The sequence below is a fragment of the Rhodococcus sp. NPDC056516 genome (genome assembly GCF_042794655.1).
In the GTDB taxonomy this organism is placed as follows: Bacteria; Actinomycetota; Actinomycetes; order Mycobacteriales; family Mycobacteriaceae; genus Rhodococcus_F.
Map to the genome: position 1 here is coordinate 547,775 of NZ_JBHTTG010000001.1, position 21,603 is coordinate 569,377.

Below are 21,603 nucleotides of genomic sequence, written 5' to 3' on the forward strand. Positions count from 1 at the left end.
TGCTCACCCGGGGAGACGCTCGAACGCGGCCTGCGGATCAAGGCCGGTGCGCATTCGCCATGCGGTCAGTGCAAGTCCGAGACACACCACCTGTGCCGGATCGTCGAGAGAAACTCCCATCAGCTTTTCGATACGAGTCAATCGCGCATAGAGCGACTGGCGCCTGATCCCGAGCAGATCCGCGGTTCTCGCCTTGCCGCCCCGATGTGCGAGGTATGCATCGAGGGTTCGGACGAGATCTGCGGAATGTGCTGTGTCGTAAGCGATCAGCGAACCGAGTTGCTCCGTGACGAACGAGGACAGGGAAGCGGGTGTCGTGCCGGCGGCGAGCAGTCGTTGGACTCCGACGTCTCTCGCGAGGATCACGCCGGTTCGGGTGCCGAAACGCCGTGCGATCTGAACGACCTCGCGAGCTTGCGCGACGGCGGCCCCGACGCCGGACAGATCCTCGACCGGTGTCGCGACTCCGAGCGTGCGTACCGCGGAACCGCCGGGTCCGCGGCGTAGCAGCTCGTCGGCTTCGGTGAATGCCGTCCGAACTCGTGCGGGGGATGCGGCCGACCAGCCATGGGCGAGCACGATGACGTGATTCGCCGCAGTCCCGACCACACAGGAGCCGAGCACGGCTCGCACAGCGTTGCGCACCGGGTCCGCGAGCTCTCGAACCGGCGTTTGTCGATCGACGTCGACAGCGGCGACGAGGACATGTTGGCCCTCCGACAACGGCTTCCACCCGGCCGCTGTCAGTCGCTCGGACAAGTCGCCGTGCGATGTGAGCACTCCGCCCACCACGTCTGTGATCACCGACTGTGCGAGTGACTGACTGGGGCCGACATCGCCGTGGCGACCGAGTTCCAGAGCCACAGCCACGGCGGCGCAGTTGGCGACGGCAGTTCGGCGTGTGGTTGCCCGGCCATTCAGGACCAGTCGACCGAGCGAGTTCGTCGGCCCGCGTACGTCGTGGATCGTCCGTTCGGTCTCGGACCGTTCTGCGTCGGTTGTGCTGCGCTCGACGGTTCTGCCATCAGCGTCGAGGAGATCGACACCGCACCCTGCGAGTCGTGACACCTTGTTCAGTAGTGCGGTCATGCCTTGGCCCGCCACCACGATCCCCAGAAGTTCTTGCCAGACAGGCTCGCCGGCTCGTGCCGAACCGAGCGTGCGGCGGAGCATGAGGTCGTGAAAGTCTTCGACCATCCGCTCGAAGGGCACTACTGCGTGCAGTGCCAGGAACGCGAGCCCGCGCCGGCGCGAAGCCTCGACGAGCTCGGCAGGGGCGGTGAGGAACGAGCGGCCGACTTCCATCGCGAGGGCGACGCATCCCGCGTCCGCCAATTGGTCGATGTAGGCGGTGAGTTGCTCGGGGGATCGTCCGTGCAGGCCGAGCCCCGTTGTCAGAAGGACCTCGCCTCCGGACAACAGCCCGCCCATCTCGTAGACCTCGGACGAATGGACCCAGCGGACCACCGCGGTGTCGACGTCGCCCGCGAGCACTTCGATTGCTGCGGCCTTGAACGAGGGCATCGCAAGAACTTGTCGCAGAGTGGGCAGCATTTCCATATCGTCCGCCGAGGGGGCAGTCCGTCATAGAGCTAGTTCTGCCGAACTGACAGGTTGTCCCTTGTCGGGGTATTACGACCGTGGTCGGATTGTGACACGAGCCACATTCAACGATTTTGGTCAGACTCCAGGAGCGCACATGAACCACCCGGCAGACACCGATGAGTATTTCCTCGGGCTAGCGATCGAACAGGCGAAGATCGGTTGGGAGGAGGGCGGCGTGCCGATCGGCGCGGCACTGATTCATCGAGGCGAGGTGCTTGCAGTCGGACGCAACCGTCGGGTCCAGATGAACAGCGCCATCCGTCACGGCGAGACCGACTGCATCGAGCGAGCCGGTCGGCTCCCGGCCTCGGTGTATCGCGAGTGCGTCCTCTACACGACTTTGTCGCCGTGCTTCATGTGCGCTGGAACGGCGCGTCTCTACGAGATCCCTCGAATCGTCGTCGGCGAGAATCGATCCTTCGAGTCGTCGGAAGAATGGTTGCGTAGCAGCGGAATTCAGATCGACGTCGTCGACGACGCAGAGTGCCTGGCATTGATGGACCGCATGCTGGCCGAGCGCCCGGGCCTGTGGCTTGAAGACATCGGCGAAGTTGTATGAGCAGCGCCGTCGAACCCGCCACGGTCGCAGGTGATTCGGAGAGTGCCGGCCCTCCGGTCGATCCGGACTATCCCGTAACTCCGGTTCCACTTCATGCACGAAAGCCCTTCTTCTCGCTCGCGGTGGTGTTGTTGGGGTTCACCATCTTCACTCCGACGATGTTGGCCGGAGCGGCGCTCGGTACCGCGTTCTCGTTCTGGAAACTGATGGTGGTGATCGCCGCCGGATCTGCCATCTTGGGGGTGTACGTCGCCATGATGGGGTTCGTCGGAGCCCGTACTGGACTGACAACAGTTGTGATGGCGCGCTACAGTTTCGGCACTCGCGGGTCCAAGCTCGCTTCGATCCTGCTCGGCGGTACCCAGATCGGCTGGTACGGAGTCATCATCGGCACGATCGGCGATCTCACCGCCCAGGCATTGGGCTGGGATTCCTATCTCGCCAGGGCGTCGGTGATGATCGCGGCGAGCATCTTGATGTGCATCACCGCCTGCTATGGCTACCGCGGAATGTATTGGGTCTCGCTCGTCTCGACGCCCTTGATCCTCGCGTTGGCCTGCTGGGTCGTATTCCGGTCCCTCGAAGAAGTCGGTGGATTCTCCGGCCTGGTCTCGGTTCAACCCGCGACGACCATGACGATCGCGCTCGCAATCACCACGGTGGTCGGCACGTTTGTATCGGCGGGAACGCAAGCGCCCAACTGGACCAGATTTGCCCGTTCCGGATCACAAGCGGTGTGGGCCTGCGTTATCGGGTTCCTCCTCGGAAACGGGCTGATGATCCTGTTCGGCGCCATCGGAGCTATCACGTTCCACGAGGGTGACTTCGTGCTGATTCTCTACAACCTTGGGCTTGTCGGCTGGGGCCTGGTCTTGCTGTTCGGGAATCTCTGGAAGAGCAACGCCGACACCGCATATGCCTTCGGGGTGGCCGGCGCCGAATTGTTCAGAAAGCCCCGCAAGACTCCGTTCGTCATCGGTGGATGTGTGATCGGCACGGCACTCGCTCTGACCGGTGTGCATAACCATCTCGTCGACTATCTGAGCCTGCTCGGAACATTCATCCCGCCGTTGGGCGGCGTGATCATCGCGGATTTCCTGTGCCGGTGGCGGCGCGGCATTCCCGAGGATTACATCCCGCGGCCGGTGCACTGGCGCAACCTCGCCGTTTATGCCGTCGCAGCGTTCCTCGCCTGGCTTTCCGGTGAGTTCGAGGTGGGAATCCCGCCGCTGATCGGGATCGTGGCAGCCATTGCTCTGACGATGTTCCTGCACAGGGTTTTTGGTAACACATCGGCAAACCGGGAGGTCTCGACCTCCACCGTCTGAATTACGCTTCAGGCACCAGCGAGCCCCCGGCGGTATCCACCGCGCCGGGGGCTCGCGGGGTTAATGAGAAGGGCTGCTGACTCCGTCCCAACAATCATCGCAACACAGGCAGGTAGGGTGCCTCGATACCCTGCTCTTCGAATGCAGTCAGTGCCGAGCGCGCAAACGCGCGCTGGACCGCCCATTGGCGGCCAGGCTTGACCTGCGCCGTCACTCGGATGGTAATCGCCTCGGCAGTAACCGAATTGACTCCCAGCATCTCAGGCTTGTCGATCATGTCCGCCCTGATCGGTTCGGACTCCGCCGCCTCGAGGACAGCTCGCGTCGCCACCTCGCACGCTTTGTGCACGTTCGCGTTGTGGGCGATCGGGAGATCGAGAACGGCAGTGGCGTAACCCTGACTCATGTTGCCGACTCGCAGGATTTCGCCGTTGCGGCAGTACCACAAGGTGCCGTTGACATCTCGAATCGTGGTGACACGCAGGCCCACTGTTTCGACGGTGCCGACCGCGTCGCCGAGATCGACGACGTCGCCGACGCCGTACTGATCCTCGAGCAGCATGAAGATGCCGGAGAGGAAGTCACGCACCAGATTTTGTGCACCGAAACCGATGGCAAGGCCGATGACACCGGCTGATGCGATGAACGGCGCGACGTTGATCCCGAGAATGCCGAGGATCTGCAGCACACACCAGACGAGGATGACGATGGATACCGTCGATTTGAGTACCGAACCGATGGTCCGCGCCCGCTGCGATCTGCGCTCGTTCACCTTGGCGTTCGGAGACTTGCGAGGCTTCGACATTCGGTCGATCCCGCGGTGCAGTGCGAAGCGCAGCACTACTGCGAGCGCCACGTAGATTGCGATCTCGACAGGTCGGTGAATCAGCCAGTCTCGGTTGGTGTCGGTCAGTTCCCATGCTTGTATTTCGGAAATCATCCCCATGCAGTCTACGGATTCGGGCCGATCCGGGCATCGGTGCAGGGCAACACCTCTTTGATGCCAGGGATACGCGGTTGACTTGGTTGGGTTCTATTGGTGTGGGTGCCAACCGGTGGGCGGTGCCGGTGGAGGGCTCTGCGAAGCTTGCACTGATCCGTATTGTTGAGCCGCGGCGGATCGCGGTGCGGCAGCGGCACGCATGCGAGCCGAAAGTGCCACAGCAAGTGCTGCTATCGCAGTCACCAACGCGATGACGGCGATGACAAGAACGGGAATGTTGACTGGGGCTTCCACTACCACCGGGGTTGGTTGGAAGACTTCTTGGGTCAGTAGATCCGTGAATACCGACAGTCTCGGTGTCATGTGTTCCCTCCGTGAGTAATTGTTGTTCCACCTGGCCATGTTTCGGTCAATTCGCGGGCGCGGCAAGAGTCCATTCGGATGACAAGTCGGTTGTGCGTGTCAGCTCGGACTAGGCTTACGACATGGCTGCGTTCACTGGCATACCCGTTGCTGCACTCGATTTTTACGAAGACCTAGAGGCCGACAACAGCAAGACGTGGTGGGCAGCGCACAAAGAGACATACGACGAGGTGGTTCGTCGTCCGATGGCGTCGTTGACCGCGGCGTTGGAGGACGAATTCGGCTCAGCCAAGCTCTTTCGGCCATATCGTGACGTTCGATTCTCGAAGGACAAGATTCCGTACAAGACGCATCAGGGCGCGTTTGTCGGTCTCGCCGAGAGCTGTGGCTACTACGTGCAGATCGACGCGGCAGGGTTGATGGTGGCCGGCGGGTTCTACGCCAGCAGCTCGGAGACCATCGCGCGTTATCGTGCGGCTGTCGACGACGACGTTCGGGGACCGGAGCTCGAGAAGATCCTGGCCTCCGTCGAGAAGGCCGGATTCACGATCGGCGGCGACAAGCTCAAGACTGCGCCTCGCGGGTACACGGTGGACCACCCGCGAATCGAGTTGCTGCGTCACAAGTCGCTGACTGCTGGTCGTACTTACCCCAGCCCGCCGTGGCTGGACAGCGCCAGGACATTGAAGGAAGTTCGCGCGGCGTGGCGCGCACTGACGCCTTTGGTCGAGTGGTCGGGGCAGGCCCTCGGACCGAACTGACCGTTCGACAAAAGTGTGACGCAGCCGTAGGAGAGTTCACCTCGAGTTCATCGAAACTCGAGACGCCTGGGGCTACCGTGGTGTGTGTAACCCAAAGTTTCGGCACCGCTTCGAGTCGCAGCGCCGCAGTTCGAAGCCATTTTCTCTCGATCGACATCGTGAACAACCCGTGTCAGTGGAGACCATCATGGCTATGTTTCTTGCTCTCGTCCTGATCATCTCGGTTCTCGGAATCGTCGGCACCTACCTCGCGTTCAGCGCGGTCTACTTCGTCGAGATGCGCAAGCTCGACAAGTAGGGCGGCTCGATTTGGCCTGATTCGACTATTTCTGGGCCGATCGCGACGACCCTCCCTGCGTACGCTGTTAGGGCATCCTTATCCGCTCGCAACAGTGGATGAATCATTTCTTCTGGAGGTTCGACACGCATGCCCGCTCAATCCACGCTCTTGCTTCCCGAGGGTTACTCCGACAACCGCCTCGTCTCGGATCTCACTCGTCGGCAACTCGGCTTCGGCGCCGGAATCGCCGGACTGGGCGCGTTCCTGGCTGCGTGCGGTGACAGCGGAAGCAGTTCGGGCGAAACCGAAATGCGTTCCGTGACGACACCTCTCGGAACGTACGACATTCCTGCCAATCCGAAGAGAGTTGTCGCGATCGACTCTCGGCTCGACCTCGAACCTGCTGTAGCTCTGGAACTTCCGCTCGTCGGCTACACGTACGCCCAGGCGACACCGTGGGTGCCTATCGATTCGTCGGTACCGTTCCTGTCGGAGATCCCCAACCGCGAGCAGATCTTGGCGCTCGAGCCCGACCTGATCGTGTGCCTGAACTACGAGAGCGATTGGTGGCCGGTGGCCGAGATGTCCACCATCGCACCGGTTCTGACGACCGAGTTCACCGACGACTGGCGCACCAACCTCTCGCGGCTGTCGGGCTGGCTCGGTCGAACGGCCACACTCGATCGATTGACGCTCGACTACGACAATCTGATTTCCGACATCCGCAGTCGTCATGCCGAGAAGATTGCGTCCAAGACCGTCGCCAGTGTCTCGTTCATGCCAGACACGAACACGCTGTACGTCACGAGCATCCGTACGTCCGAGAAGGGCGACAAGCCCAGCGACATGACGCTCGGCGACATCGGTGGCAAAACTGCCACCTCGGAGGGGCTTGATCCCGAGGGTGGTGTCAGCCTCGAGGGCCTCGACGTGCTGGCCGGCGTCGACGGCTTCATGATTACCGAAAACGAGGACAGTGCGGCGTACCAGGCATTGGTGGCGAGCAAGCTGTGGCAGCGACTCCCGGCAGTGCAGGCGGGCAACGTCACCAGTCTGGGTGGCTCCACCTTCTACGGTTCGATCTACACGATTTCCTACGTGGCGCAGGGTTGGGATGCCCTCTACAACAAGATCAGCTGAATGCTCTGCCGACTGGACCGATGAGTTTCGGTAGCGCGGGCGGTCTAATCAGGTAGGCATTGACCAGACCTGAGGAGATCGACGTGAAAACAGAGCAATCCCCAGAGGTAGTGCAATCCCGCGACGGTACGACCATCGCGTACGAACGCTCCGGTGCCGGACCAGCAGTGGTCCTGGTCGCCGGAGCGTTCTGCGATCGAGGATGGTTCGATTCTCTCGCTGCGGAGTTGGCGGCGGACTTCACGGTGTACTCGTACGACCGGCGCGGGCGCGGGGACAGCGCTGACAGCCACGCGTTCTCGATCGACGACGAGGTGGAGGATTTGCGAGCAGTCGTCGCGGCAACCGGTGAACCACCGCTGGTCTACGGATTGTCGTCGGGTGCCGCGCTGGCATTGGAAGCCGCTGCGCAGGCCGTTCCGATGCGTAAGCTCGCCGTCTACGAGGCGCCGTACATGGACGACGACCAGCGTGACGAGACTGCCCAAAGTGACCTGGAGCGATTGATTGCGGGCGGCGACAGGGAGGGTGCTGTGACCCGTTTTCTGGACCTGACCGGCGCGTCTCCGGAGATGGTCGACGAGATCAAGCGGAGTACCGATTGGCCCGACATGTGCGCTATGGCGCACACCCTGCCCTATGACGTCGCGGTGTGTGATCACGGCTGTGAGTCGCTCGACTGGCTGGCCTCGATTACCGTCCCCACGTTGGTTATGTACGGCGGCGACAGTGGTAAGTGGGCGCCTGCTTCGGCAATGCGAATCGCCGAAAAAATTTCGGGGACAAAGACTTTGGAGATCCCCGGCCAGGGTCACGGCGTCGCTGATGGCGCCATTCTCCCGGCTCTGCGCGAGTTCTTTTCCGGCTAATCACTGAGCGGCGAAAACAATCGTCAACCTAGGGTTGACGATTTTGATTGCGTCAACCTATGGTTGACGCATGAGCAAACCAGTGGAAATGACCAACAAGGTCCGGCTCGACGACCTCATCGACGCGATCAAAAAGGTGCACACCGACGCGCTCGACCAACTGTCCGACGCCGTGATCGCCGCTGATCATCTCGGTGAAGTTGCAGACCATCTGATCGGCCACTTCGTCGACCAGGCGCGCAGGTCGGGAGCGTCGTGGACGGAGATCGGCGCGAGCATGGGTGTCTCGAAGCAGGCTGCGCAGAAGCGTTTTGTTCCCAAGGCGCCGAGTGATCAGAAGCCGATGGATCCGAACGAAGGGTTCAACCGGTTCACTCCCCGGGCGAAGAACGTCGTCATGGCCTCGCAGAACGAAGCCCGCGCCGCCGGTAACGCAGAGATCCAGCCTGAGCACCTGCTCCTGGGGCTCGTCGAGGAGCCTGCCGGGTTGGCTGCGAAGGCGATAGTGGCGCAAGGGGTGGAGCTCGGATCCGTCCGAGCTGCAGTGGCCGGTGTACTACCGACTCCGACTTCCGAACTACCAGAACTCATTCCGTACGACGCTCGTGCGCGCAAGGTCCTGGAACTGACGTTCCGTGAGGCTCTTCGCCTGGGCCACAACTACATCGGAACCGAGCACATCCTGCTCGCACTGCTCGAACTCGAAGACGGATCAGGTGTTCTGGCTGACCTCGGAATCTCGAAATCGGTTGCGGAGTCGAACATCGTGGGAGCGCTGGCCGTCATTCAGGATCAGTGATTCATGTGTGATCCTGATGCAGAAGAGGGCCGCACCCTTGCGGGTACGGCCCTCTTCTTGTGTCACTGATTAGACAGCGCGCACATTGGTAGCCTGAGGACCCTTCTGGCCCTGGCCAACCTCGAACTCCACACGCTGGTTCTCGTCGAGCGACTTGTAGCCGTTGCCCGAGATTTCAGAGTAATGAACGAACACGTCCGGTGTTCCGTCGTCGGGAGCGATGAAACCAAAGCCCTTTTCGCCGTTGAACCACTTCACGATGCCCTGTGCCATACCGATACTCCCTACAAACTCGATCCGGGCCCTCACATCGAAGTCCCGATCTCGATGTGTCTATCCTCCCATGCCGCGCAAGTCGAACGGTGGGCGACGTGCAGAAGCGAGTTTGTCAGGGGCCGACAAGGAGGAGGGATACCGATCTTCGGCACTTGTCTGATCAATCCGTCGAAGGCCTGGACTCGTGGCTCGCATGCCAGCCTGCGGGGCTAGACCAGCGAGAAAGCTGCCCAGCGCGGTTCTCGCGCTCGGATCGTTCGAAGTCGACAACGTAGGGACCCCATGGGAGCTGAGGGTGGGCTAACCTCTCATTCGCTGTGCCCTCGGCGCGCGCAGCAGACGCCGAGAAGGAGAGTGCGCACATGTACGGAACGATTCGCGAATCACCCACGACTGCTGACCTTGTGGATCAGCTCAACCGCCGCGGGTTCTTCGGTGTAGGCGCAGCGGCAGCGGCGGCCATCCTTGCGGGTTGTTCGACGTCGTCAGATTCCGCTGACGCCGGCGAGCAACGCCAGGTGATCAACGCGCTCGGGACCACGACGATCTCGGGAAAGCCGGAAAGGATCGTTGTCGCCAGCGACTTCACGGATCTCGAATTTCTCCTGTCCCTCGGCGTGCACCCCGTCGCCTACGGCAATACTGGAGCGTGGGACCGCGGTGCTCTGCCGTGGCAGAGCACCGCGGGAATAGCTGATCTCGAAAGCTTCGACACCACAGGCGAAATCAACCCGGAAATCATCGCGCGCTACTCGCCGGACCTCATCATCGGAATGAAGACTTATCTCGAACCGGCGGCTGAGAAGCTCAGTCAGATCGCGCCGGTCGTGGCGTTGGACTGGACCACGTCGTGGCGTGACGGCGTCGCCACGGTCGGGCAGGCCGCTTTTGTCGACGAGGCTGCTACGGCGGCGATCGCCCGGACTGACGCTCTGATCGCCGATACCGCTGCTTCGCTGAACGGTTTGGGTGGCAAGGCGATCATGATCGGCTCGATGTACGGCGACCAGTTGTACGTGCAAGGTGATGCCAGTGCGCCCGGGGTTCTGCTGCGCGAACTCGGACTCAACTATCGCGGATACAACGCCGAGCAGATGACTGCGCTGTCGATGGAGCAGGCGGAGGTACTCGCACCCGCAGACATTTTGCTCAGCCTCGCTTCTGATCCGGAAGCGACGACGAGGTTGGAGAACTTCGCAGTCTTCCAGAACCTCCCCGCGGTGAAGGCGCGAGCCTACGCGCCTGTCGAACTTCTGCTCTCGAATGCCTTTGTCGACAATTTCGGTCCCCTGAGCGCACCGTACGCATTGCCTCAACTCGCCGAGGTCTTGACCGGACTCGCGGCCGGCCAGGGAAAACAGCTCGCCTGAGCCACTTCCGAGCCTATTGACGCCGTGTCGGCCTAGCATCGAAACATGGTGGACATAGATCTGACGGGCCGCGCCGCAGTAGTCGGCGGATCACAACCGCTGCGAGCGATACTCGAAACCCCCACTACCCCCGGCCCGTGGCCGGGGGTAGTGATGATTCACGAGGCCTTCGGGCTCGAAGAGGTGATGCAGCGGCAAGCCAAGCGACTGGCCGCTGCGGGGTTCTTGACGCTCGCTGTCGACCTCTACAGCGCGGGTGGAGCGAAGCGGTGCCTCGTGCCCACCATGACGTCGATGCTTCGAGGGCACGGCAAGGCGTTCACCGACATCGAAGTCGCTCGCAGTTGGCTGGTGGAATCCCCGGACTGCACCGGAAAGATCGGTGTCATCGGATTCTGTATGGGTGGTGGCTTCGCGATGGTCAGCGCCGGAGATTTCGACGCCGCCTCGGTCAACTACGGCCAGCTTCCACGCAAACTCGATGAGGCCGTCGTGGATTCGTGCCCGATCGTCGGGAGCTTCGGAGGCAAGGACTTCTCGCTCCGCGGCGCCGCAACGAAACTGGAGACGGCGCTCAGCAATGCCGGTATCGAGAACGACGTCAAGGAGTACCCCACAGCCGGTCACGCGTTCCTCAACGACGCGGAGGCCGGACCCAAGGTCCTTCGTCCGCTGGAGCGAATCCTCGGAATCGGTCCCGATCCTGTTGCAGCGCAGGATGCCTGGAAACGCATCGACTCGTTCTTCGAGCGTCACCTGGCATGATCAGCGACTGGTTCTCTCACCGCCGTTGACTGCCAATACCTGACCGGTGATCTGCCTGGCACCCGGTGAGGCAAGGAAGTGGACGGCCGACGCGATGTCGTCCGGGGTTCCGGCGCGCTTGGTGCTGGTGGATTCGATCAACATTGCGCGACGCTCGTCCGTCAGAAAGTCCCGGAAGAACTCCGTGTCAGCGATGTAACCGGGGGAGACGATGTTCGCCGTGATGCCTTCGGGGCCCAGTTCGGCGGCCAGATCGATATTCCACGTCGCAACTGCGGCTTTGGCAGCGCCGTACGCGCCCGCGCCCTTGTCGGCGGCAATCGATCCGATGGTGATGACGGCACCGCCACTGGGGATTCGATCTCGAACTGCTGCTGTGGTCAACACTGCCGAGATCAGATTGGAGTCCAGATTGGCACGCCACGCGGCGGCCACGGATTCCAGATCTGACGGTGCTTCGCGGTCGAAGTCCGTGTTACCGCCGGCGCAGTGCACCACGACGTCGATGGTTCCCGGAAGCGAATCCTGCAGTTGTTTCAGGTCTTTCGGGTCGGAGTTGTCACACGTCACGGCGTGAACATCGGCCCCCAACGCCTGTGCGGTCTTTTCGAGTGTTTCTGTGCGTCGGCCGGTGACAAAAACTGTGTCTCCATCGCGGGCGAACGCTGCCGCTACTGCGCGCCCGATCCCTGTGCCGCCGCCGGTTACCAGAACTGTGCGAGTCATGCCTACCTCCGTGAGCTACGTTTAGACCTATACGAAGAACGTATCATTTAGAGCTAAACGAGGTGTGCAGTGGTGGGCGACTACAACCCGGACGACGCGGTGGACGCGGTTGCGTTGGCCTGGCTTCGCGAGAGGCCGGGCACGCCTGTAGAAGGTATCGGCATCGTGACCAGGCTGTGGATGTGCGCCAAGCTGCTGGGGGAAGATCGCCGACGGGTACTGGCCTCGGCAGGTGCGGACACGGCGACTCTGGATCTGCTCAGTGTCCTGCGGCGATCCGGCGAGCCGTATCAGTTGACGACTCGCCAGATCACGGAGCAGACCGGAGTCACGGCCGGTGCGATCTCGCAGCGACTCGCGCGCGCGGAAAACGCGGGTCTGGTGGAGAGATCTCCCGCCGCGGTGGGGTCACGAATTGTGCTCGTGACACTCACTGCCGCCGGCCACGAGCTGGTGGAGCAATTGGTGGACCGAGTCCTCGGCCGTGAAGCCGAACTGACGTCGATTCTTTCCGAGCAGCAGCAGGCCGAACTCACCGACCTGCTACGTGTCTTTCTCGACGGCCTACGAGGCGAACTCGGAGACCCCGGCGTTGCACACGTCGGGGCTTGATCAGGACAGGCGCTCGAACACCGCAGCCAGGCCCTGCCCGCCGCCGATGCACATCGTCTCGAGGCCGTAACGCGCTTCGCGACGGTCCATCTCGCGCAACAGGGTAGCCAGGATTCGCCCACCCGTGGCACCGACCGGATGTCCGAGGGAGATGCCGGAGCCGTTGGGGTTGATGCGCGGGTCGTCGGCTTCGAGCTTCCAGGTCCGCAGGACTGCAAGTGCCTGTGCCGCAAAGGCTTCGTTGAGTTCGATGACATCCATGTCCGCCAGGGTCAGCCCGAGTCGGCCGAGTGCCTTCTCCGACGCCGGCACGGGGCCGATGCCCATGGTGCGCGGCGGAACGCCCGCAACGCTCCAACTCGCCAGGCGCGCGAGCGGTCGCAGTCCGAGAGCGCGGGCCTTGTCGACGGTGGTGACGATCGCCAGCGCTGCGCCGTCGTTCTGACCGCTGGCATTACCTGCGGTGACAGTGGAGTCGGGGTCGATCTTTCCGCGCATGGGTCGAAGGCGCGCAAGCGATTCCATCGAGGTGTCGGCGCGCGGATGCTCGTCGGTGTCGACGAGGAGGGCCTCACCCTTGCGCTGCGGAACGGATACCGGAACGATTTCCTCGGCGAAGACGCCGTTCTTCTGTGCTGCGACGGCACGCTGATGCGACTGCACCGCGAGTGCGTCCTGATCTTCGCGGCTGATCGAGAACTCGGCGCGCAGGTTCTCTGCCGTTTCGATCATTCCGCCGGGGACCGGGAAGTCGCGTCCACCGGCTGTGATGCGGGCGCGGGCCAGACGATCGTTGAGTGCAACACCCTCACCCTTGACGCCCCAACGCATTCCGGTCGCGTAGAACTCGGCCTGGCTCATCGACTCGGCACCGCCGGCGAGGACCAGATCACTGCCACCGGACTGAACCTGCATGACAGCCTGGATGATTGCCTGCAATCCCGATCCGCACCGGCGATCGACCTGCATGCCAGGAACGTCCACACCTAGACCGGCGTTCAGCGCCGCGATGCGTCCGATCGCAGGGGCCTCGCCGTTCGGTGAAGCCTGGCCGAGGATGACATCGTCGATCTCCGCGCCGGAAATGCCGGTACGCGTGACGAGTTCGGTGATCAGCGTCGAGGCGAGATCTTCCGGGGCAACGTCGCGGAATACACCGCCGAAGCGGCCGACAGGGGTGCGGAGCGGTTCACAGATGACAACGTCAGGCATTGGTTCTTCCTTGGGTCTGCCCGGTCAGCGAGTAGCTGCCGAGTGATTGTTGGACGACTGAGTACGTCCGAGATCGATGGAGATGGCGTCTGCGGTGGCGACTGCGGCCGGAACCAGTTCATCGCGAACAGCTTCGGCGCTGTAGCGGGCAGCCTGGGTGGAGATGTTGACGGCCGCGACCACGTCACCGGTTGCGTCCCGGATGGGTGCGGCGAGCGAGCGCAGACCTTCTTCGAGTTCTTGATCGACTATCGCGAATCCGTCGGCGCGAATCTTCTCGAGTTCGGCGCGCAGTCCGTCGGACGTGGAGATGGTCTTGCCGGTCAGGCGGGCGAAGGACACTCGGGCGAGGTAGCCGTCCAATGCGTCGTCGGGTAGGCCCGCGAGCAGGACCCTGCCCATGGACGTCGCATAGGCGGGAAAGCGCGTGCCGATGGTGATGGACACCGTCATGATGCGGCTGACCGGAACACGAGCCACGTAGACGACGTCGTCACCGTCGAGGATCGACACGGACGTAGATTCACGGACCTTGGCGGACAAAGCTTCCAGATGCGGCCCGGCAATCTCGGGGAGAGACAGACTGGACAGGTAGCTGTAGCCGAGTTCGAGGACGCGAGGCGTCAACCAGAACACCGAACCGTCAGTACGTACGTATTCGAGTTCGACGAGTGTGAGCAGGAAGCGGCGAGCGGTCGCACGCGTGAGATCGGTGTGCCTGGCAACATCGCTGAGGGTGCGACGCGGGTGCTCACCGTCGAAAGCCTTGATGACGGAAAGCCCACGGGCCAGCGACTGCACGTAGTCCGGGGACGGTCCCGGCGCCTGCTCGCTGCTGTTCTCACTCATGTTGTCTCGTTCTCCTCAGGTTCGGCCGAGAGGTCCGCGAGTGCTTGCTTTCCCAGCGCAAAAGCCAAGTTGCTGTTCGGCACACCCGCGTAGACCGCGGTATGGAGAAATACTTCCACGAGTTCGTCGGGATCGATCCCGGCGCGCAGCGCAGCGCGAATGTGCATGTCGAGTTCGTGTTCGTTGCCGACGGCGGTGAGGATCGCGAGAGTGAGGAGCCTGCGGGTGTGGTGATCGAGGCCGGGGCGTGACCAGATGTCGCCCCACGCCGTGCGAGTGATGAAGTCCTGGAACGGGGCCGTGAATTCGGTGGCACCAGCAATGGAACGGTCGACGTGGGCGTCGCCGAGCACCTGGCGTCGTACGGTCATGCCTGCCGACACCGCGGCGCTACGTTGGGCGAGCGCAGATGTGTGCGAGGCGATATGCGTGGCAAGTAGTTTGGTGACGCGCCCGGCCTGCTCGACGCTGGTGAGGTGTGCGCCGGGATCAACGACGTGCAGCACCGCGTCGGCGATACCGTCGGCGATCGCGCTCAACGTCGCCGGAGGCGTCGCTGGATCCTGCTCGCCCGCGATGAGGAGCGTCGGAGCGACGATGCGGGCCAGGTCGGCGCGGCCGTCCCACACCGAAAGTGCCTCGCAGCAAGCGGCATAGCCCTCGTCAGGTGTGGCTTCGACCATTGCGACGTGGCGGGCAACTAGTTCCGGATCGTTGTCGGCCAGTCCCGGCGTGAACCAGCGTCCGACCACGGCGGCCGCGATGGATGCAATTCCGTCCGCTCGGACTGCCTGGGCGCGATCGATCCACGGCTGAGCCGGGGCGAACTGCGCGGACGTGCACATCAAGGTCAACGTCTCGACGCGAGTGGGGTGGTGCGCGGCGATCCACTGGCTGACAGCGCCGCCGAGGGAGAGCCCGACCAAATGGACGGATTCGAGTTCGAGCGAATCGAGGAGAGCGATGACATCATCGGCGAGATCGGCGATGGAATAGGGGCCCGCGGGGACCGGCGACTTGCCATGGCCGCGATGGTCGACGGCGATGACGCGGTACCGATTCGACAGCGCGTGAATCTGCGGCTGCCACATGGACAGATCGGATCCGAGTGAACCCAGGAGAACTACTGCGGGAGCATCAGGATTGCCGGTCTGTTGAAAGTTGAGCGCGACGCTCATCGAGATCCTCCTGTAGGGCGTTCGGCGAGGGCACGGTCGACCAGATCGGTGGCGTGGCCCAGATAGTGTGCGGGGTCGAGTAGTTCGGCGATCTCCGCTTCGCTCAGGTGCGCGGCGATGGCGGGATCACGATCCAACCGGATTCCGGAAGTGGCTGCCGCTGTGACGATGTCGCGTGCTCGATCGGTGTGCGCGGACAGTGCCTTGGTGACCCGCTCGGCGAGAATCAGGCCACCGGTGATGTCGAGATTGCGTGCCATCGACTCGGTGTGCACTTGCAGGCCGGTGAGGCTGACGGAAAGCTGGTGCGCTGCTCCGCCTGCCAGACGCAGGAGTTCGGTGACGGTTTCCCACTCGGCGTGCCAGGGGCCTGCAGCGCGGGCGAATTCGTGATCCATGTTCGACAGGGCTGTGGCCACCAGTGCGGGAGCACGTCGCGCTGCCGCGCGGGCGGTGATCGCGGCAACCGGATTCTGCTTGTGCGGCATGGCCGAGGAGCCGCCCGGAGCGCTCTCGGCAACCTCGGACAGTTCGGTGGACGCCATGACGGTGATGTCGGTGGCGGGCTTGGAAACGGCGCCGGCGACGATACCGAGTGTGGTCGCGAGTTCTGCGATGGTCACGCGGTCGGTGTGCCAGGGAGTGACCTGCCTGGCCAGGCCGAGTTCGTCGGCCAGCGCGTCGGCGATCCTGAGCCCGTCGGGATACAACGCAGCGAGTGTTCCTGCGGCTCCGCCGAACTGAACCGGCAACGTGGACAATACGATCTCGAGGCGAATCGCTGCGGCGTCGAGTGCGGTGAACCAACTCGATGCCAGTAGCCCGAAGGTGGTCGGAAGTGCCTGCTGGCCCAGAGTTCTCGCGACCATCGGAGTGGAGCGATGGAGGCGGGCGAGGTGGGCGGCGGAATCGGCGGCGCGTGTCAGGTCGGCGAGCACCACCGCGCCCGCGCGTCGCGTCAACAGCATCAGTGCACAGTCCATGATGTCCTGGCTGGTGGCTCCCGGATGCACCACCGAGGCAGGTACACCTTCCTGTCCCACCCTTTCGCGAAGCATCTTCACCAGCGGGATGACAGGGTTTCCACCGGCTGCCGACGCCCGGCCGAGCGCCACGATGTCCAGACCACCCGGTTGAGAGAGTTCGGCCGCTGCAGCAGCCACCGCGGCGCAATGTTCCCCGTCCGCCAATCCGACGGTGGCCATCGCGCAGCTCAGCGCGGCTTCCACGTCGAGCAACGCGGTGACCCACGCCTGGTCGGACAGGTGTTCCGCTACTCGGGTGGCCCCGAACACCGGATCGAACAGTGCGCCGCGAGTGGGCATGTGTACTCCTCTTACAGTTCGAAGAAGGGCGTCTCGACGCCGTTCGCGTCCTCGTCCTGAACATAGACCGTCCAGGAGTACCCACCGTCGACCTTGGTTGCAACCAACTTCGCGCGTTCGGTTTCGCTCAGTGACGACAGCACCGGATCTGCTGCGTGTGCGTCGGCATCCTCGGGGAAATACAAGCGGGTGACCAGGCGGTCGAGCATGCCGCGCGCAAATACCGACACGTTGACGTGTGGGGCTTCGCTCACGTCAGCTTCGGTAGGCAGCGCACCGGGCTTGACGGTGTGAACCAGTGCAGTGCCCGTGGGATCCGCTGCGCTGCGGGCGAATCCGCGAAAACCAGCCGGAGTGAGCTCCACTGCGCCACGGGGATCGTCCGGATGGTTGAAGCGTCCGAGCGTATCGGCCTGCCATGTTTCGATCATCGCGTCCGCGACGGGTGTACGGGCGCCGTCGATCACCGTGATGGCCAGCGTGATTCGTCCGGGGGTATCGCTCGGGGCAGCGTCGGGGCCGTCCGTCCAGGGGAGGCCGATGTGCCAGTACGGCCCGACGGTCTGAGAGGGCGTGACACCGAAGGGGGCAGTGGTGAAGTCGCCGGGGACGACGGGGTATATAGGTGTTTGCCTGTCAGTCATCGTGGTCTTCCTCGTTCTCGAATACGGAGGCGTTACGGCCGCGCAGGACGATGTCGAAGCGGAACCCGAGAGCCCAGTTGGGGACTGTGGCGTCGTAGTCGAAGACGCTGACCATGCGGTGACGTGCTGCTTCGGGTACCGCGTTGTAGATCGGGTCCTGGAAGAACATCGGATCGTCGGGGAAGTACATCTGCGTCACGAGGCGCTGCGTGAATGCCGTGCCGAACAGCGAGAAATGGATGTGTGCCGGTCGCCAGGCGTTGTCGTGGTTCATCCACGGGTAGGCGCCGGGCTTGATCGTGGTGAAGCTGTAGTGGCCGTTCGCGTCGGTCACACAGCGACCGAGCCCGTTGAAGAACGGGTCCAGCGGCGCGGGCCAGTTGTCGCCGGTGTGGCGGTAGCGTCCACCGGCGTTGGCCTGCCACACCTCGAGCAGCGTGTGGGGGACCGGCTTTCCGTCGCCGTCGAGTACGCGCCCGTGGACGACGATGCGTTGTCCCTGTGCTTCGCCGCCGTTGGCAATGGTCAGGTCGTTTTCGCCGGCGCCGACGCGATCTTCGCCGAATACCGGCCCGGTGAGTTCCGTGAGTCGCTGGGGGAGCAGCTTCAGCGGTTGCTTCGGGTGGCGAAGGGAAGTGGTCTTGTAGTCCGCGAAATCGGCCGGGGCGTTGACGCCTGTCGGCCGCTGGTACCTCGGCGGTAGATGCAGCATAGGGAACCTCGTCGTTCGGTTACGTGAAGGTGTTCGCAATGTGTACATGTGTTGCGCTCTGCGAACAGAATAGTTCGTGAATGTGACCCAGGCAATGCCGGGGGCGAAAAATGTTCGTGATGCGCACGGGGGTTCACAATACGTACGCATCGCGCTACTGTGATCGACATGATGGACAAAGTCATTCCCACTGCTGCCGAGGCCGTCGCCGACGTGCCGGACGGCGTCACGATCGCTGTCGGAGGTTTCGGACTCGTCGGAGTGCCGGAGATCCTCATCGATGCGCTCCTCGCGCAGGGCGCGACGTCACTCGAAACGGTGAGCAACAACTGCGGCACCGACGGGTTCGGGCTCGGAGTGCTCCTGGAGAAGGGGCGCATCCGCCGTACTGTCAGCTCGTACGTCGGCTCCAACAAGGAGTTCGCGCGTCAGTACCTTTCCGGTGAGCTCGAAGTCGAACTGACGCCGCAGGGCACGCTCGCCGAGCGCATGCGTGCCGGGGGAGCCGGAATTCCCGCGTTCTTCACCCCGGCCGGCGTCGGCACCCAGGTTGCGGACGGCGGCCTGCCACTGCGTTACGACGGCAGCGGCGGCATAGCAGTTGCCAGTCCGCCCAAGGAGACTCGCGACTTCGACGGCGTCACCTATGTGATGGAGCGCGGCATCGTCGCCGACTACGCACTGGTTCACGCTTGGAAGGGTGACCGGCACGGCAACCTCGTCTATCGCGCGAGTACCCAGAACTTCAATCCGGCTGCAGCAACGTCGGGTCGCATCACCATTGCGCAGGTCGAGCACCTCGTCGAACCCGGCGAACTCGACCCCGCCGAGATCCACACGCCCGGTATTCACGTTCAGCGCGTTGTCCACGTCGGCCCCGTGACGGTCGGCATCGAGAATCGGACGGTACGAGCATGACTTCTGTACTACCCACCAAACTCACCCGCGAAGAGATGGCGGCCCGCGTCGCGCGCGAACTCGAGGACGGGCAGTACGTGAACCTCGGCATCGGCATGCCGACGCTGGTTCCGAACTACCTCCCGACCGACATCACCGTGGTATTGCACTCGGAGAACGGCGTTCTGGGCGTGGGGCCGTACCCCACCGAGGGCGAACTCGATCCCGAGCTGATCAATGCAGGTAAGGAGACCATCACCGTTGTCCCCGGTGCGTCGTTCTTCGATTCCTCCGCTTCGTTCGGCATGATCCGTGGCGGTCAGGTCGACGTTGCCGTTCTCGGTGCCATGCAGGTCAGTGCCACCGGCGATCTCGCGAACTGGATGATCCCCGGCCACATGGTCAAAGGCATGGGCGGCGCGATGGATCTGGTCCACGGCGCAAAGCGCGTCATCGTGATGATGGAGCACGTCTCGAAGAAGGGCGAGCACAAGATCGTCGAGGAGTGCTCACTTCCGTTGACCGGTAAGGGCTGCGTCCAGCGAATCATCACCGACATGGCCGTGATCGACGTGACTGCCGACGGTCTCCGCCTGGTGGAGACGGCGCCGGGCATCAGCGTCGACGACGTGGTTGCTGCGACCGGAGCGAAACTGATTCTCTGACAGTTTGTTTCATCTGGGTACTCAGCCGCCGGGTCGTGACTTCCGCCGACCCGGCGGCTGCTTTACGCGCCGTTGTCCTTCAGTTCGCTCTCGACCGGAATCCAGAGTTCAAAGCGTGCGACGGTGTAATCGTCGTTGTACTCGGTACGCATTATCTCGGGACCAGGCACGGAGCGAAAAGGGTTGGCCGGGAACCATTCCGTGTAGATGTCTCGCCACAGATACTGCACAGACTCGATTGCCGATCCGTCGGCGGTGAACACGGCCCACGTGTGAGCGTCGACCGAAAGCGCGTCGAAGCCTGAGGGCGCGGTTTCGCCGGTGACCACTCCCAGGTAGTAATCCAGTTCTGTGCCTTCGGTTCTGGGATACGCCAAATTGTCGACAACACTGACGATTCCCTCCGGTTCTTGATCGGACAACTCGCGCAGTCCTCGTAGCGCGACCTTGTCCACGGTGCGGGTGAAATCTTCGATGGCAGAATTGGGACCTTCGTGAACCAGTGGTACCCGGGTTTTGAATCCGACTACCGTCAAGGCGGGTTTGTCTACAAGCATGTAGTCCATCGGTGTGGCTCCTTTCAACGTCACGTGAATGACAAGCTTCGGTTGTGATTTGAGAACGGCGGGAGCGCGTTTGACTGCGCCGGGACTCACGCCGTGAAATGTGGTGAACGCTCGTGTGAAGGCTTCCGCGGACGAGTACCCGTACTTCACGGCTGTCTCCAACACTCCTGACCTGCTGACCGACAACTCGGCACCGGCGAGGGTGAGTCGACGTCGACGGATGTACTCCGACACGGGGATGCCGGCTAGGGCCGAGAACATCCTTCGGAAGTGATATTCCGAGGTGGTTGCCAGCCTTGCCATCTCGGCTGTGTCGATCTCGCCGCTCAGATTGCCTTCGATGTAGTCGAGCGCGCGGTTCAGTCCGTCGATCATCGTGTCTTCCTGTTCACGGGTTTCACGCTACGCAGATCGCCTCGGTCGTACCCGACTATCCGTGCCCGAAAAAGTAGGGCAGGAAATGCATCTGGACAACTCAGTTAATCATCATTATCTTGAATCGGATATCGTTGGTTGACCAGGAGGCACAGTGAGCACCCGTTTTCCGCAAGCTGAATTGACCGAGGTGCCCGAGGACATCGCCACCAAGATTCTCGAGATCCAGGAGAAGTCGGGGTTCGTGCCCAACGTCTTCCTGATGTTCGCTCGTCGCCCAGCGGAATTCCGGGCATTCTTCGCGTACCACGACGCGATCATGCTCAAGGAAGATTCCGTGCTCACCAAGGGTGATCGAGAAATGATCGTCACCACGATCTCTGCGGCCAACAAATGTACGTACTGCGTTGTCGCCCACGGCGCGATTCTGCGTATCTACGAAAAGAAGCCACTGGTTGCCGATCAGGTTGCGGTCAACTATCGCACCGCAGAGATCTCCGATCGTCAGCGCGTGATGCTCGACTTCGCCACCAAGGTGAACTCCGCCTCTCACGAAATCGCCGACGCCGATTTCGATGCACTCCATAAGCACGGCTTCGGTGACGAGGATGCGTGGGACATTGCGGCGATCACTGCCTTTTTCGGCCTCAGTAACCGAATGGCGAGTTTTTCCGGCATGCTGCCCAACCCGGAGTTTTACCTGATGGGGCGAGTTCCGCGGACCTGATTCCCGCTCGCTGAACACAAGCTTTCAATTTTTCGGACCGACCGGTCGTAACGTCTG

General features: G+C 62.7%; 24 protein-coding genes. 12 read left to right on the forward strand and 12 right to left on the reverse strand.

Annotated features, from left to right (window positions below; translation table 11 throughout):
- Window positions 1–3 precede the first annotated feature (3 nt).
- A complete protein-coding gene (locus tag ACFQ6Y_RS02605) occupies window positions 4–1,524 on the reverse strand; it encodes a PucR family transcriptional regulator (protein WP_378628580.1) in 1,521 nt (506 codons plus the stop codon).
- 175 nt (window positions 1,525–1,699) lie between these two features.
- On the opposite strand from ACFQ6Y_RS02605, the gene ACFQ6Y_RS02610 reads away from it, so the two are divergent.
- Window positions 1,700–2,164, forward strand: coding sequence for a nucleoside deaminase (locus tag ACFQ6Y_RS02610; RefSeq protein WP_378628584.1), 465 nt, complete (start codon window positions 1,700–1,702; stop codon window positions 2,162–2,164).
- Window positions 2,161–3,492, forward strand: coding sequence for a cytosine permease (codB, locus tag ACFQ6Y_RS02615; protein WP_378542272.1), 1,332 nt, complete (start codon window positions 2,161–2,163; stop codon window positions 3,490–3,492). Before ACFQ6Y_RS02610 ends, codB begins: the two co-directional genes overlap by 4 nt.
- Window positions 3,493–3,586: 94 nt before the next feature.
- Here codB and ACFQ6Y_RS02620 read toward each other — a convergent pair whose 3' ends face one another.
- Together ACFQ6Y_RS02620 and ACFQ6Y_RS02625 are read right to left on the reverse strand one after the other, a co-directional pair.
- Window positions 3,587–4,432: a mechanosensitive ion channel family protein gene (locus ACFQ6Y_RS02620; protein ID WP_003939801.1), complete on the reverse strand. Its 846-nt coding sequence runs from the start codon at window positions 4,430–4,432 to the stop codon at window positions 3,587–3,589.
- A gap of 93 nt (window positions 4,433–4,525) precedes the next feature.
- Window positions 4,526–4,798, reverse strand: coding sequence for a hypothetical protein (locus ACFQ6Y_RS02625; protein ID WP_378628588.1), 273 nt, complete (start codon window positions 4,796–4,798; stop codon window positions 4,526–4,528).
- Between the two features lie 122 nt (window positions 4,799–4,920).
- Between ACFQ6Y_RS02625 and ACFQ6Y_RS02630 the strand changes: the two genes are divergently transcribed.
- From ACFQ6Y_RS02630 to ACFQ6Y_RS02645, 4 genes are all read left to right on the forward strand, one after another.
- The gene (locus ACFQ6Y_RS02630) at window positions 4,921–5,559 is read left to right on the forward strand and encodes a DUF2461 domain-containing protein (RefSeq protein WP_378628590.1); all 639 of its coding nucleotides are present in this window, start codon (window positions 4,921–4,923) and stop codon (window positions 5,557–5,559) included.
- A 427-nt stretch (window positions 5,560–5,986) separates the two neighbouring features.
- Entirely contained in the window at window positions 5,987–6,979 is a 993-nt protein-coding gene (locus ACFQ6Y_RS02635; protein ID WP_378628593.1) for an ABC transporter substrate-binding protein, read from the forward strand.
- Window positions 6,980–7,062: 83 nt separating this feature from the next.
- Window positions 7,063–7,848 carry an alpha/beta fold hydrolase gene (locus ACFQ6Y_RS02640; RefSeq protein WP_378628624.1) on the forward strand — a complete coding sequence of 262 codons (786 nt, stop codon included), beginning with the start codon at window positions 7,063–7,065 and terminating at the stop codon, window positions 7,846–7,848.
- Between the two features lie 70 nt (window positions 7,849–7,918).
- Window positions 7,919–8,647 (forward strand): Clp protease N-terminal domain-containing protein, encoded by a 729-nt coding sequence (locus ACFQ6Y_RS02645; RefSeq protein WP_080552754.1) that lies wholly within the window; start codon window positions 7,919–7,921, stop codon window positions 8,645–8,647.
- A gap of 69 nt (window positions 8,648–8,716) precedes the next feature.
- On the opposite strand, the gene ACFQ6Y_RS02650 is transcribed toward ACFQ6Y_RS02645, so the two are convergent.
- Entirely contained in the window at window positions 8,717–8,920 is a 204-nt protein-coding gene (locus ACFQ6Y_RS02650) for a cold-shock protein (RefSeq protein WP_003939930.1), read from the reverse strand.
- A gap of 320 nt (window positions 8,921–9,240) precedes the next feature.
- Here ACFQ6Y_RS02650 and ACFQ6Y_RS02655 point away from each other — a divergent pair, with 320 nt between their 5' ends.
- Entirely contained in the window at window positions 9,241–10,293 is a 1,053-nt protein-coding gene (locus ACFQ6Y_RS02655; protein WP_378628630.1) for an ABC transporter substrate-binding protein, read from the forward strand.
- A gap of 45 nt (window positions 10,294–10,338) precedes the next feature.
- Window positions 10,339–11,058 (forward strand): dienelactone hydrolase family protein, encoded by a 720-nt coding sequence (locus ACFQ6Y_RS02660; protein ID WP_378542280.1) that lies wholly within the window; start codon window positions 10,339–10,341, stop codon window positions 11,056–11,058.
- Here the strand turns inward: ACFQ6Y_RS02660 and ACFQ6Y_RS02665 are convergent, their stop codons facing one another.
- Window positions 11,059–11,784 (reverse strand): SDR family NAD(P)-dependent oxidoreductase, encoded by a 726-nt coding sequence (locus ACFQ6Y_RS02665; RefSeq protein ID WP_378628633.1) that lies wholly within the window; start codon window positions 11,782–11,784, stop codon window positions 11,059–11,061.
- 72 nt (window positions 11,785–11,856) lie between these two features.
- Here ACFQ6Y_RS02665 and ACFQ6Y_RS02670 point away from each other — a divergent pair, with 72 nt between their 5' ends.
- Complete coding sequence (locus ACFQ6Y_RS02670; RefSeq protein ID WP_378628638.1) at window positions 11,857–12,396, forward strand: MarR family winged helix-turn-helix transcriptional regulator; 540 nt, start codon at window positions 11,857–11,859, stop codon at window positions 12,394–12,396.
- Here the strand turns inward: ACFQ6Y_RS02670 and ACFQ6Y_RS02675 are convergent, their stop codons facing one another.
- From ACFQ6Y_RS02675 to pcaH, 6 genes are read right to left on the reverse strand one after another with little or no spacing between them, the layout of a single operon-like run.
- Complete coding sequence (locus ACFQ6Y_RS02675; protein WP_378628642.1) at window positions 12,397–13,608, reverse strand: acetyl-CoA C-acetyltransferase; 1,212 nt, start codon at window positions 13,606–13,608, stop codon at window positions 12,397–12,399.
- 24 nt (window positions 13,609–13,632) lie between these two features.
- Complete coding sequence (locus ACFQ6Y_RS02680) at window positions 13,633–14,457, reverse strand: IclR family transcriptional regulator (RefSeq protein ID WP_378628647.1); 825 nt, start codon at window positions 14,455–14,457, stop codon at window positions 13,633–13,635.
- Entirely contained in the window at window positions 14,454–15,635 is a 1,182-nt protein-coding gene (gene pcaD / locus ACFQ6Y_RS02685; protein WP_378628651.1) for a 3-oxoadipate enol-lactonase, read from the reverse strand. Before pcaD ends, ACFQ6Y_RS02680 begins: the two co-directional genes overlap by 4 nt.
- Window positions 15,632–16,960: a 3-carboxy-cis,cis-muconate cycloisomerase gene (gene pcaB / locus ACFQ6Y_RS02690; RefSeq protein WP_378628656.1), complete on the reverse strand. Its 1,329-nt coding sequence runs from the start codon at window positions 16,958–16,960 to the stop codon at window positions 15,632–15,634. Before pcaB ends, pcaD begins: the two co-directional genes overlap by 4 nt.
- Window positions 16,961–16,971: 11 nt before the next feature.
- On the reverse strand, window positions 16,972–17,604 hold the full coding sequence (gene pcaG / locus ACFQ6Y_RS02695) for a protocatechuate 3,4-dioxygenase subunit alpha (protein WP_378628661.1): 633 nt from the start codon (window positions 17,602–17,604) through the stop codon (window positions 16,972–16,974).
- Window positions 17,597–18,316 (reverse strand): protocatechuate 3,4-dioxygenase subunit beta, encoded by a 720-nt coding sequence (pcaH, locus tag ACFQ6Y_RS02700; protein ID WP_007730015.1) that lies wholly within the window; start codon window positions 18,314–18,316, stop codon window positions 17,597–17,599. The genes pcaG and pcaH overlap by 8 nt, the downstream gene beginning before the upstream one ends.
- 171 nt (window positions 18,317–18,487) lie before the next feature.
- Here pcaH and ACFQ6Y_RS02705 point away from each other — a divergent pair, with 171 nt between their 5' ends.
- Both ACFQ6Y_RS02705 and ACFQ6Y_RS02710 read left to right on the forward strand, forming a co-directional pair.
- Window positions 18,488–19,234 carry a CoA transferase subunit A gene (locus ACFQ6Y_RS02705; protein WP_378629781.1) on the forward strand — a complete coding sequence of 249 codons (747 nt, stop codon included), beginning with the start codon at window positions 18,488–18,490 and terminating at the stop codon, window positions 19,232–19,234.
- On the forward strand, window positions 19,231–19,878 hold the full coding sequence (locus ACFQ6Y_RS02710; RefSeq protein ID WP_378628665.1) for a CoA transferase subunit B: 648 nt from the start codon (window positions 19,231–19,233) through the stop codon (window positions 19,876–19,878). The genes ACFQ6Y_RS02705 and ACFQ6Y_RS02710 overlap by 4 nt, the downstream gene beginning before the upstream one ends.
- Window positions 19,879–19,940: 62 nt before the next feature.
- On the opposite strand, the gene ACFQ6Y_RS02715 is transcribed toward ACFQ6Y_RS02710, so the two are convergent.
- Window positions 19,941–20,819, reverse strand: a complete 879-nt coding sequence (locus ACFQ6Y_RS02715; RefSeq protein WP_378628669.1) for a GyrI-like domain-containing protein — start codon at window positions 20,817–20,819, stop codon at window positions 19,941–19,943.
- Window positions 20,820–20,973: 154 nt separating this feature from the next.
- On the opposite strand from ACFQ6Y_RS02715, the gene ACFQ6Y_RS02720 reads away from it, so the two are divergent.
- Window positions 20,974–21,546, forward strand: a complete 573-nt coding sequence (locus tag ACFQ6Y_RS02720) for a peroxidase-related enzyme (protein ID WP_378628673.1) — start codon at window positions 20,974–20,976, stop codon at window positions 21,544–21,546.
- The last annotated feature ends 57 nt before the right edge of the window (window positions 21,547–21,603 follow it).

Excerpts from the sequence above, each read along its gene's own strand:
- ACFQ6Y_RS02665 (WP_378628633.1), bottom strand. The coding sequence starts at position 11,784 with ATGACTCGCACAGTTCTGGTAACCGGCGGCGGCACAGGGATCGGGCGC.
- ACFQ6Y_RS02660 (WP_378542280.1), top strand. The coding sequence starts at position 10,339 with ATGGTGGACATAGATCTGACGGGCCGCGCCGCAGTAGTCGGCGGATCA.
- pcaG (WP_378628661.1), bottom strand. The coding sequence starts at position 17,604 with ATGACTGACAGGCAAACACCTATATACCCCGTCGTCCCCGGCGACTTC.
- ACFQ6Y_RS02620 (WP_003939801.1), bottom strand. The coding sequence starts at position 4,432 with ATGATTTCCGAAATACAAGCATGGGAACTGACCGACACCAACCGAGAC.
- codB (WP_378542272.1), top strand. The coding sequence starts at position 2,161 with ATGAGCAGCGCCGTCGAACCCGCCACGGTCGCAGGTGATTCGGAGAGT.
- ACFQ6Y_RS02645 (WP_080552754.1), top strand. The coding sequence starts at position 7,919 with ATGAGCAAACCAGTGGAAATGACCAACAAGGTCCGGCTCGACGACCTC.
- ACFQ6Y_RS02715 (WP_378628669.1), bottom strand. The coding sequence starts at position 20,819 with ATGATCGACGGACTGAACCGCGCGCTCGACTACATCGAAGGCAATCTG.
- pcaB (WP_378628656.1), bottom strand. The coding sequence starts at position 16,960 with ATGCCCACTCGCGGCGCACTGTTCGATCCGGTGTTCGGGGCCACCCGA.
- ACFQ6Y_RS02705 (WP_378629781.1), top strand. The coding sequence starts at position 18,488 with ATGGACAAAGTCATTCCCACTGCTGCCGAGGCCGTCGCCGACGTGCCG.
- ACFQ6Y_RS02635 (WP_378628593.1), top strand. The coding sequence starts at position 5,987 with ATGCCCGCTCAATCCACGCTCTTGCTTCCCGAGGGTTACTCCGACAAC.
- ACFQ6Y_RS02675 (WP_378628642.1), bottom strand. The coding sequence starts at position 13,608 with ATGCCTGACGTTGTCATCTGTGAACCGCTCCGCACCCCTGTCGGCCGC.
- ACFQ6Y_RS02650 (WP_003939930.1), bottom strand. The coding sequence starts at position 8,920 with ATGGCACAGGGCATCGTGAAGTGGTTCAACGGCGAAAAGGGCTTTGGT.
- pcaH (WP_007730015.1), bottom strand. The coding sequence starts at position 18,316 with ATGCTGCATCTACCGCCGAGGTACCAGCGGCCGACAGGCGTCAACGCC.
- ACFQ6Y_RS02625 (WP_378628588.1), bottom strand. The coding sequence starts at position 4,798 with ATGACACCGAGACTGTCGGTATTCACGGATCTACTGACCCAAGAAGTC.
- ACFQ6Y_RS02630 (WP_378628590.1), top strand. The coding sequence starts at position 4,921 with ATGGCTGCGTTCACTGGCATACCCGTTGCTGCACTCGATTTTTACGAA.
- ACFQ6Y_RS02710 (WP_378628665.1), top strand. The coding sequence starts at position 19,231 with ATGACTTCTGTACTACCCACCAAACTCACCCGCGAAGAGATGGCGGCC.
- pcaD (WP_378628651.1), bottom strand. The coding sequence starts at position 15,635 with ATGAGCGTCGCGCTCAACTTTCAACAGACCGGCAATCCTGATGCTCCC.
- ACFQ6Y_RS02610 (WP_378628584.1), top strand. The coding sequence starts at position 1,700 with ATGAACCACCCGGCAGACACCGATGAGTATTTCCTCGGGCTAGCGATC.
- ACFQ6Y_RS02605 (WP_378628580.1), bottom strand. The coding sequence starts at position 1,524 with ATGCCCTCGTTCAAGGCCGCAGCAATCGAAGTGCTCGCGGGCGACGTC.
- ACFQ6Y_RS02680 (WP_378628647.1), bottom strand. The coding sequence starts at position 14,457 with ATGAGTGAGAACAGCAGCGAGCAGGCGCCGGGACCGTCCCCGGACTAC.